The organism is Caballeronia zhejiangensis (genome assembly GCF_000698575.1).
GTDB lineage: Bacteria > Pseudomonadota > Gammaproteobacteria > Burkholderiales > Burkholderiaceae > Caballeronia > Caballeronia zhejiangensis.
Window position 1 is genome coordinate 94,425 of sequence record NZ_JFHD01000023.1, and the last position, 6,684, is coordinate 101,108.

The window sequence follows — 6,684 nt, forward strand, 5'->3', positions numbered from 1 at the left end:
TCGCGCAGTCCGCTATTTTCGCTTATTTATCGGGACGAACTTCAAATTCTCCGGACCGGTGTAATTCGCGCTCGGCCGGATGATCTTGTTGTCGATGCGTTGCTCGATGATGTGCGCACTCCATCCCGACGTGCGCGAGATCACGAAGAGCGGCGTGAACATTGCGGTCGGCACGCCCATCATGTGATATGAAACCGCGCTGAACCAGTCGAGGTTCGGGAACATCTTCTTCGCGTCCCACATCACCGATTCGAGGCGCTCGGCGATATCGAACAGCTTCGTATCGCCGGCTTCCTTCGACAGATTCCTCGCGACTTCCTTGATGACCTTGTTGCGCGGATCGGAGATCGTGTACACCGGATGGCCGAAGCCGATCACGACTTCCTTGTTCTCGACGCGGCGCTTGATATCGGCTTCCGCTTCATCCGGCGTCTGATAGCGCGACTGAATTTCGAACGCGACTTCGTTCGCGCCGCCGTGCTTCGGACCGCGCAGCGCGCCGATCGCGCCGGTGATCGCGGAATACATGTCCGAACCCGTGCCCGCGATCACGCGCGCCGTGAACGTCGATGCGTTGAACTCGTGTTCGGCGTAAAGATTGAGCGATACGTGCATCGCATCGACCCACGCTTTGGACGGCGCGACGCCATGCAGCAGATGCAGAAAGTGCCCGCCGATGGAATCGTCATCGGTTTCGACTTCGATGCGCTTGCCGTTGTGCGAATAGTGATACCAGTAGAGCAGCATCGAGCCGAGCGAGGCCATCAGCCTGTCGGCGATATCCTTCGCGCCCGGCACGTTGTGATCGTCCTTCTCCGGCAGGATCGTGCCGAGCACGGAGACGCCGGTACGCATCACGTCCATCGGATGCGCGGACGCGGGAATCCATTCCAGCGCGGCTTTGAGATTCGCGGGCAGGCCGCGCAACGCCTTCAGCTTCGTCTTGTATGCCTTCAGTTCGGCGGCGTTCGGCAGCTTGCCGTGCACGAGCAAATGCGCGATCTCTTCGAACTCGGACGTCGTCGCGACATCGAGAATGTCGTAGCCGCGATAGTGCAAGTCGTTGCCCGTCTTGCCGACGGTGCACAGCGCGGTGTTGCCCGCCGTCACGCCCGACAGCGCGACGGATTTCTTCGGCTTGAATGCGCCGGTTGCGGGTGCTTCGGTCGATGCCTGATCGGTCATTGTCTCTAGCCTCCTTTGCACGCTCGCGATGCGGCGTTATTTGTCTTGTCGAGATGATGAGTTGAAAAACGGCGCGCATTCGTCGGGCAGCGTCTGGCCGGTCGCGTGCGCGCGGCGCAGCACGGACCAGTAATAGCGATAGCTCGCGCGATCGTGCAGCGTATCGCCATGCCGCGTCGGGCCCCACTGTGCGCGCTGTGCCGCAAGCAGAATCTGCGCCGCGAGCGCGATTTCATCGGCGCGCGGCGAGAAGGCCTCGACGATCGGCCTGATCTGATCCGGATGGATGCTCCACATGCGCGTATAGCCGAACGCGTTGCGCGCGCGTGCCGCATCGTTCGCGACGACGCTCATGTCGCGCACTTCCGTCGATACGTTGTGCGACGGCACCTTGCCGTGCGCGTGACACGCGGCCGCGATCTCCAGCTTCGCGCGCTGCACGAGCGGATGATCGAACTGGCCGGGCGAGCGCATCGCGGTATCGGGAATGGCGCCGTTGTGCGCCGAGACGAAGTCCATCAGGCCGAAGCTCAGCGATTCGACGCCCGGCAGCGCGGCCAGTTCGAACGCTTGCGCGAGCGCGCCGTGCGTCTCGATCAGCAGATGGCAGGGAATCGGTTGCTCGATGCCGAACTCGCGTCGTGTCGCTTCGATGAACGCGACCATTTCGGTGGCATCGGCGGCGCTGCGGATTTTCGGCAGCATGATGAACGCGGGCGCTTTCTTCGCGCGACGCAGGATGATGCGAACGTCGTCGCGCCACGCACGATGATCGAAGTCGTGGATGCGCACGCCCACGCGCCCGAAGCGGTCGTCCTCGCCACCGACGAACGACGCAACCATTTCCGCATGTTCGGCCTCGTGACCGACTTGCGCCCCGTCTTCGCAATCGAGCGTGATGTCGAACACCGGACCGAGTTGCGCCTGCAGCGCCAGGGATTTGCGGATCAGCTTCTCGCTGCCGGCGTAATGATCACAGGTCGGAAGCACGGCGGGTTGCGCTTCGCCGTCAAACAGCACTTCGGCGGGAGTGAGAGCAGGCATCGTCGGCGTCGGGTCCGATTGGAAGTTGGGAAATTCCATCTTGCTCGATGATTCGAACACGCTCGATGTTTTTCAAGCGCGTTCGAATCATGCACGAACGCCGCGTAGCGTTCGCGCAGACGGGAAGCCTTTGCAGACTCCCCCTTGAACGACGTACTTACTTGCCCAGCAGATGCGAAACGCCGTCGCGCTCTTCGAGCAGCTCGTTCAGCGTGCCGTCCATCTTCTCGCGCGAGAACGCGTCGATTTCGAGGCCTTCGACGCGCTTGTACTCGCCGTTTTCGCACGTGACGGGCACGCCGTAGATGATGTCTTCCGGAATGCCGTACGAGCCGTCCGACGGAATGCCCATCGTGACCCACTTGCCGTTCGTGCCGAGCACCCAGTCACGCACGTGATCGATCGCAGCATTCGCCGCCGATGCCGCCGACGACAGGCCGCGCGCTTCGATAATCGCCGCGCCGCGCTTGCCGACGGTCGGGATGAACGTGTTGCGGTTCCACTCGTCGTCGTTGATGAGCTTCGTCAGGCTCTCGCCTTCCGCCGTTGCGAAACGGAAGTCCGGGTACATCGTCGGCGAGTGGTTGCCCCACACGGCGAGCTTTTCGATCGACGCGACCGGCTTGCCCGACTTGGCCGCCAGTTGCGACAGCGCGCGGTTGTGGTCCAGACGCAGCATGGCGGTGAAGTTCTTCTTCGGCAGATCCGGCGCCGACTTCATCGCGATGTAAGCGTTCGTGTTCGCCGGGTTGCCGACGACCAGCACCTTCACGTCGCGGCTCGCGACATCGTTCAGCGCCTTGCCCTGAACCGTGAAGATCTCGGCGTTCGCCGACAGCAGGTCCTTGCGCTCCATGCCCTTCGAACGCGGACGTGCACCGACCAGCAACGCGACGTCGGCGTCCTTGAACGCGACCTTGGGGTCGTCCGTGACGACCACGCCCGCGAGCAGCGGGAATGCGCAATCTTCCAGCTCCATCACGACGCCCTTCACGGCGGCTTGCGCTTGCGGCAGATCGAGCAACTGAAGAATCACGGGCTGGTCTTTGCCGAGCAGATCGCCATTGGCGATGCGGAACAGCAGCGAGTAGCCGATTTGACCTGCGGCGCCGGTTACGGCAACGCGCTTTGCGGACTTAGCCATTGAGAACTCTCCTGGACGGTGCGTGGAACGCTAGGGAAAAACGCCATTTTATGCGCGTTACGCAAAGCGTTGATGAAGACATGCCGGCCATGCCGTGCCCAAACGCTTCGAAGCTCGACCGAGCGTTCGCGCCCGTGCCGTGCATCGGCGTTACGGCTTGACCGTCATGCCATGAATCCTTCTCTTCGAGCGAGAGCGTGCGGAGTGTTCTGGAAGGACGCGGTGATTTCGCTTGGGTCTGACGGCAACGCGCCCATACGAGACGGCGCTTGACGTTGCGAGGCGAGGGGCAGGCAGCGGCGCGCGAATCGAGTGGCCGATCGGCGTGAGGCGAAAGCGAAAGGGCGTGCCTGGCGGTATGTTGCACGCTGCGCCGGATGCCGTGTTCAGAGCGTACTCGAGGCGAAAAGGGCCATGATAAAACGCGCTGAGCGGCGGTTCCCGTGCTTTCGCAACGACCCGCAAACCCTTGCTCGACAAGGAGTGTAGGAGCCGTCCGAGGTAAAGTCAACACTATCTTATGTCTTATATAAGACATAGGAATCTTCGGGAAAAGTCTGGACGCACGGCGGGCCTTGTGTTGAAATGCGCGGCATGAATTCCAACCCGGCGAGCACGACGACCCCCAACGGCACAGCACCGGCGGCTGAGGCCGCGAGCACGCCGTCGCCGACGTTCAGCCCGCTGTATCAGCAAATCAAGGCGCTCATCACGCAAGGACTCGAGTCCGGCGAATGGAAGCCTGGCGAAATCATCCCGAGCGAGGTCGAGCTGGCCGCGCGCTACAAGGTGAGCCAGGGCACCGTCCGCAAGGCGATCGATGAACTCGCCGCCGACAATCTTCTCGTTCGACGTCAGGGCAAAGGCACGTTCGTTGCGACGCACAACGAAGACCGCGTGCAGTTCCGCTTCCTGCGCCTTCTGCCCGACGATGGCGACGTCCATCCTCACGTAAGCCGTCTGCTCGAATGCAGGCGCCTGCGCGCGCCGGCGGAGATCGCGCGCCAACTGGATTTGAAGCCTGCCGACCCCGTCGTTCTTATCAAGCGCTTGTTGCAGTTCGATGGCGTGACGACCGTGTTCGACGAAATCTGGCTGCCGGGCGCGGTGTTTCGCGGACTCACGGCCGAGCGTCTCGCCGAGTACAAGGGTCCGCTCTACGCGATGTTCGAGACGGAGTTTGGCACGCGCATGATCCGCGCGACCGAGAAGATCCGCGCCGTCGCCGCCGATGAAACCGTCGCGCAGTTCCTCGATGTGGCGCAGGGATTTCCGCTGTTATCGGTCGAGCGCGTGTCCTATACCTATGGCGATCGGCCTGTCGAAGTGCGTCGCGGATGGTACGTCACGACCGGCTATTTTTATCAGAACGACTTGAGTTGATCGAGTGAAGAACGGGCCGCGAGCACTGGCTGAGTGCTCGCGGAACACGCACGTTAGCAGGCCCATTCTCGCGCATGGAGCAACGGTCTTTTAGAGGACTTCTCGCTGCAGCGCGATATAAAAAGGCGCTAAAATCGCGGATTAGTGTGTTAACAAGTTGGGGTCTAGCATGGCTGAAGCATTAAAAAAACCAAGGCCGGAATACCGGAACATCGGGATCGGTCAGATCGCGAAGTATCGCTTGCCGCTGGCGGGCAAGGTATCGATCCTGCATCGCGTGAGCGGCCTGCTGCTCTTCGTGTGTCTGCCGTTCATCCTGTATCTGCTCGATCAGAGCCTCACGTCGGAAATCTCGTTCGACGCGTTCAAGGGCTTTCTCGCCAACCCCATCGTCAAGATCATCACGCTCGTGTTGTCGTGGTCGTATCTGCATCACTTCTGCGCGGGTATCCGCTTCTTGCTGCTCGACACGCACGTCGGCGTGAACAAGCAAGGCGGCAAGCAAAGCGCGCTCATCGTGCTGATCGTCTCGCTGTTGCTCACGCTCGCGATGGCTCTCAAGATCTTCGGAGTGTTCTAAACATGGCAACGCAAAATCGGGTCGGCCCCAAGCGCCTGGTCGTCGGCGCGCACTATGGTCTGCGCGACTGGCTCGCGCAACGCATCACCGCGGTCGTGATGGCCGTGTACACCGTCATTCTTCTCTTCTGGTTCTTCGCGGCGCACAACTTCTCGTACGAAGGCTGGGCGGGCATCTTCGCGACCCAGTGGATGAAGCTCGCGACTTTCGTAGCCTTGCTTTGCCTCTTCTATCACGCGTGGGTCGGCATTCGCGACATCTGGATGGACTACGTGAAGCCCATGGGTCTGCGCCTGCTGCTGCAAGTGCTGACGATCCTCTGGCTCGTCGGATGCGCCGGCTACGCTGCACAGATTCTCTGGAGAGTTTAAAGAACATGGCTGCAATCAAGACTTCCCTGCCGCGTCGTCGCTTTGACGTGGTCATCGTCGGTGCGGGCGGATCGGGCATGCGCGCGTCGCTGCAGCTCGCGCGCGCGGGTCTGTCCGTCGCGGTGCTCTCGAAAGTGTTCCCCACGCGCTCGCATACGGTGGCCGCGCAAGGCGGCATCGGCGCATCGCTCGGCAACATGAGCGAAGACAACTGGCACTATCACTTCTACGACACCATCAAGGGCTCCGACTGGCTCGGCGATCAGGATGCGATCGAGTTCATGTGCCGCGAAGCGCCCAACGCCGTGTACGAGTTGGAACACATGGGCATGCCGTTCGACCGTAATCCGGATGGCACGATCTATCAGCGTCCGTTCGGCGGCCACACGGCGAACTACGGCGAGAAGCCCGTGCAACGCGCATGCGCTGCCGCCGACCGTACCGGTCACGCGTTGCTGCACACGCTGTATCAGCAGAACGTGGCTGCGAAGACGCACTTCTTCGTCGAATGGATGGCGCTGGATCTGATCCGCGACGCCGATGGCGACGTGCTCGGCGTCACCGCGCTCGAAATGGAAACGGGCGAGGTCTATATCCTCGAAGGCAAGACGACGCTGTTCGCCACGGGCGGCGCGGGCCGTATCTTCGCGGCATCGACGAATGCATTCATCAATACGGGCGACGGCCTCGGCATGGCCGCGCGTTCGGGCATCGCGCTGCAGGACATGGAGTTCTGGCAGTTCCACCCGACCGGCGTCGCCGGCGCGGGCGTGCTGATTACCGAAGGCGTGCGCGGTGAAGGCGGCATTCTGCGTAACTCGAATGGCGATCGCTTCATGGAACGCTATGCGCCGACGCTGAAGGATCTCGCGCCGCGCGACTTCGTTTCGCGTTCGATGGATCAGGAGATCAAGGAAGGCCGCGGCGTCGGTCCGAACAAGGATCACGTGCTGCTTGATCTGTCGCACATCGGCGCG

The 6,684-nt window shown here is 61.8% G+C and carries 7 protein-coding genes; 4 read left to right on the forward strand and 3 right to left on the reverse strand.

From position 1 onward, the window contains the following. Window positions 1–12: 12 nt before the first annotated feature. The 3 genes from prpC to BG60_RS24715 all read right to left on the reverse strand — a co-directional run bounded on the left by prpC (window position 13) and on the right by BG60_RS24715 (window position 3,373). The gene (prpC, locus tag BG60_RS24705) at window positions 13–1,185 is read right to left on the reverse strand and encodes a bifunctional 2-methylcitrate synthase/citrate synthase (protein ID WP_008354064.1); all 1,173 of its coding nucleotides are present in this window, start codon (window positions 1,183–1,185) and stop codon (window positions 13–15) included. A gap of 36 nt (window positions 1,186–1,221) precedes the next feature. Beyond that, the gene (locus BG60_RS24710) at window positions 1,222–2,229 is read right to left on the reverse strand and encodes an HpcH/HpaI aldolase/citrate lyase family protein (protein ID WP_008354063.1); all 1,008 of its coding nucleotides are present in this window, start codon (window positions 2,227–2,229) and stop codon (window positions 1,222–1,224) included. Between the two features lie 157 nt (window positions 2,230–2,386). Then, window positions 2,387–3,373 (reverse strand): malate dehydrogenase, encoded by a 987-nt coding sequence (locus BG60_RS24715; RefSeq protein WP_008354061.1) that lies wholly within the window; start codon window positions 3,371–3,373, stop codon window positions 2,387–2,389. 585 nt (window positions 3,374–3,958) lie between these two features. Between BG60_RS24715 and BG60_RS24720 the strand changes: the two genes are divergently transcribed. The 4 genes from BG60_RS24720 to BG60_RS24735 all read left to right on the forward strand — a co-directional run. Then, window positions 3,959–4,756, forward strand: coding sequence for a GntR family transcriptional regulator (locus BG60_RS24720; RefSeq protein WP_033536962.1), 798 nt, complete (start codon window positions 3,959–3,961; stop codon window positions 4,754–4,756). Window positions 4,757–4,925: 169 nt separating this feature from the next. Further along, a complete protein-coding gene (gene sdhC / locus BG60_RS24725; RefSeq protein WP_008354059.1) occupies window positions 4,926–5,336 on the forward strand; it encodes a succinate dehydrogenase, cytochrome b556 subunit in 411 nt (136 codons plus the stop codon). A gap of 2 nt (window positions 5,337–5,338) precedes the next feature. Beyond that, a complete protein-coding gene (gene sdhD / locus BG60_RS24730) occupies window positions 5,339–5,707 on the forward strand; it encodes a succinate dehydrogenase, hydrophobic membrane anchor protein (RefSeq protein ID WP_008354058.1) in 369 nt (122 codons plus the stop codon). A gap of 5 nt (window positions 5,708–5,712) precedes the next feature. After that, on the forward strand, window positions 5,713–6,684 hold a 972-nt coding region (locus tag BG60_RS24735), incomplete at its 3' end, for an FAD-dependent oxidoreductase (protein ID WP_034470228.1).